The organism is Blastocatellia bacterium (assembly GCA_025054955.1).
Taxonomy (GTDB): Bacteria; Acidobacteriota; Blastocatellia; order HR10; family J050; genus JANWZE01.
This window is the reverse complement of record JANWZE010000081.1, coordinates 1-3,450: the sequence shown is the minus strand read 5'-3', so window position 1 is coordinate 3,450 and position 3,450 is coordinate 1. Positions and strand designations below refer to the sequence as shown.

The 3,450-nt window shown below is 57.9% G+C and carries 3 protein-coding genes; 1 reads left to right on the top strand and 2 read right to left on the bottom strand.

The window, feature by feature from the left end:
• Window positions 1-26: 26 nt before the first annotated feature.
• Window positions 27-1,037: an LLM class flavin-dependent oxidoreductase gene (locus NZ823_10695; protein MCS6805592.1), complete on the bottom strand. Its 1,011-nt coding sequence runs from the start codon at window positions 1,035-1,037 to the stop codon at window positions 27-29.
• A 10-nt stretch (window positions 1,038-1,047) separates the two neighbouring features.
• Entirely contained in the window at window positions 1,048-2,361 is a 1,314-nt protein-coding gene (gene ssnA / locus NZ823_10690; GenBank protein MCS6805591.1) for a putative aminohydrolase SsnA, read from the bottom strand.
• Between the two features lie 106 nt (window positions 2,362-2,467).
• Between ssnA and yqeB the strand changes: the two genes are divergently transcribed.
• On the top strand, window positions 2,468-3,283 hold the full coding sequence (yqeB, locus tag NZ823_10685; GenBank protein ID MCS6805590.1) for a selenium-dependent molybdenum cofactor biosynthesis protein YqeB: 816 nt from the start codon (window positions 2,468-2,470) through the stop codon (window positions 3,281-3,283).
• Window positions 3,284-3,450 lie beyond the last annotated feature (167 nt).

The following is a 3,450-nucleotide window of genomic DNA, read 5'->3' as shown; positions in this document are numbered from 1 at the left end:
AGCAACGGCTTGATCGAGCGACGTAATCACCACGGCTCAGCGGCAAACGTATCAATCATCAACCGGACATCGCCGAGCGGATAAAGCACCGGGCACGTGCAACCAGCCGCGCAGTACTCTTGCACTTTTTTCACGCACTCGTCGGGCGTGCCGCTGGCTGTGATCAGTTGCACAACATCGTCGGGTACTAACTCCATCGCTCGTTCGATTTGTTCTTCAGTGGCGGGCCAGGTTAAGACGCGATGAATCTGATCAAGCACCTCTTGACTGACGCCGCTGGCCTTCATGATGTGCGGCTGCTGACCCAGGTACTGCGTGACCAACTTGCGCGCGCCGTCGAGCGCTTTCTTTCGATCTTGATCCAACGAGCACACGATCAATTGCGGGCGATCAATGACATCAATCGTGCGACCGGCCTTGCGAGCGCCGCGTTCCAGCGCCTCCATCGCGTCGGCATTGTACTTTGGCGAGACGAGGTAATTGAGCAGCACGCCATCAGCGATTTCGCCGGTCAGTTCCATCATCTTCATGCCGGTCGCGCCGATGTAGATGGGCACGTGGCGCGGCTCGCGCCGACCATGCACGATGTCCAGTTCGATGTCGCTCACATGAACGAACTCGCCGTGGAAGGTGACACGCTCCATGTTCAACAGACGACGCACCACTGTCACGACCTCGCGCATCGCGACCAACGGCTTTCGACGATCAATGCCCACATTCTTCGCCAGCGGGTCCCACCACGCGCCAAGGCCGAGCAGAATGCGATTCGGCGCCAGATCGTCAAGCGTCAAGAACGTCGCGGCGATCAACGCTGCGTTGCGCGTCCAGTTATTGATGACGCCGGAGCCGACCTTCAGCCGCGTGGTCGTCGCAGCAAACGCAGCCATCGGGACAATGGCATCGCGCACCAATCGCGATTCAGCCTGCCACACCGCTTCAAAGCCTCGCTGCTCAGCATACTGGCAGTAGCGGATGCCGTCGCTGATCGAGTGAGCGTCTTGTAAGTACAGAGCGACACGCTTCAGTGGTTGCCTCATAAGGGTTCTCCTATGTCATCATCCGCTGCCAGAGCGCCTGCGCTGCCTGCCGCGCTGCTTGGTAGATCGGCGCGGGATCAAAGCCAGGAAAACGGCGATCACGATAGACAAACTGACCACCGACCATCACGCTTTCAACAAGGGTTGCGTTCATCCCGAACATCCAATGCCAGGCAAGATTATCGGCGTGGAGCGGAGTTGGCGGCACGTAGTCTAGGATAACCAAGTCAGCCATAGCGCCCGGCTCGATCACGCCAAATCGCTTGTTAAACAACGGCGCGATGATCGCGTTGCCGTTGGCGAGCATGCGCAGATAGGTCTGCGCATCGGCCTGCCGTGTCGCTTCACGCGCGCGGAAAAAGGCGAATTTGCTCTCCTCAAACATATCTGCGCCGATGCCGTCCGTGCCCAACGCCACGCGCACGCCAAAGGATTCGACGGGCGCGCGTCCCACGCTGTTGTTTAGGTTTGATCGTGGATTGTGCACAAGCCAACAGCCCGCTTGTTGCACAGTGAGAATCTCCTGCGGCGACAGGTGCACGCCATGCGCCAGCAGGGTCTTGTCGTTGAGCAAGCCGAACTGCGCCAATCGGTCAATGACAGTTCGCCCATAGGTCGTCTGAGCGTGCGCTTCGTCGTATGCGTCTTCGGCCACGTGAATGTGCAAACCGGTTTCAAATAATTGAACCAGATGCGCACAGCGATTCAATGTATCATCGCTCAGCGTGAATGAAGCATGAGCGCCTAACAGAGCGCGAATCAAGTCAGGCGCGGGCAGTCCATCCCGCACATGATCGAGCACAGCATAGGATTCATCCAGCGCAGCATCGCGTTCTTGCTGGCCGCCGCGATCGGTGATCTCATAACAGACGACGCCGCGCACGCCGATTTCTTCCATCGCCTGCGCGACCATCCCGATGGAACCACGAATGAAGTTGGGCGAGGCGTGGTGATCAATCAAGCAAGTGGTTCCAGCTCGCACAGCTTCGATGGCGCCGACCAGCGCGCTCAAATAGAGGCTCTCTTGATCGAGCGCCCGATCCAGTTTCCACCAGATGCGTTCCAGAATCTGCAAGAAATTTTCCGGCGGCACTGATGGCCCCGGCATCCCGCGAGCCAAGGTCGAATACAGGTGTGTGTGCGCGCAGACCAAGCCGGGCATGAGAATTTTTCCGTCCAGGTTGATGACTTCAACCTGCTCGCCTGGTGTGACTGAATCGGCCACCGCTGCGATGTGCTCGTCTTCAATCAATACATCCGCCTCAAACACGCTGGGCGGGTCCAGCGTGACGCATCGGGCATGCTTGAAACAATATGCTGTCATAGGAGGCTGCTCAATCTTACACGATCCATAAGGCGCTGTCATGCAGCCGTGAAGATTTCCGGCTTGATCGGAGCCAGCCGATGGCTTAGACTCAGCGTTGTCTACTATGCTGGTCCTGCTGAAAGGTGCAGGAGACCTTGGTTCGGCTGCTGCGCGGCGTCTTCACCTGATGGGATTTCGCGTGGTGATGACCGAGCTGCCCGAGCCATTGTGTATTCGTCGCAAGGTGGCGTTTGCTGAGTGTGTGTTTACTGGCGCCACACAGGTAGAAGGCGTCATTGGCGAGCTGGCAACGTCGCCGGCTCAGATTGACGCGATTCTGCGGCGAGGGGCTGTTGCCGTCATTGTTGATCCTGAATGTTCTGTTGCTCGGACGCTGCAACCGAAGGTCATTGTGGATGCGCGCATGTTACGTCGTTCGATCAATACTCGGATTGACGAAGCTGATGTGGTCATCGGGTTGGGGCCTGGTTTCGTCGTAGGTGAACATGCGCATGCTGTTGTTGAGACGAATCGAGGGCATCATCTGGGGCGGGTCTTGTATGAAGGTTCAGCCGAGCCAAGCACGGGCATTCCCGCGCCGATTGGCGATCAGACCGATGCGCGTGTGTTGCGGGCGCCAGCATCGGGGCGTTTTGAGCCAGTCCGGGATATTGGCGATCGAGTTGAGCAGGGCGAGGTGGTTGCATCGGTGTCCGGTCAGCCCATCGTGGCGGCGCTTTCCGGTGTGATTCGTGGATTGATTCATGAGGGCGTTCATGTCCGAGCGGGCATCAAGGTCGGAGACATTGACCCTCGCGGCGTGCGTGAGTACTGTTTCACGATTTCAGATAAAGCCAACGCTGTGGCCGGCGGCGTTGTCGAAGCGTGCTGTTGGTTGCTACGACAGCGTCTTGATTGGAGGCCAGCAATGGAGAAATGACTGAAAGGGCAGCCTACCACCCCAGCTCATGAGTGATTGGGGAACGGATATGAGCGAACGGATCATCGGGCTTCAGTGTATTCAGTGCGGCAAGCAGCATGCGGTTGAGCGAGACGTCTACAATTGTTCTGACTGTCAGGGCAATCTCGATGTGCTGTACAACTACG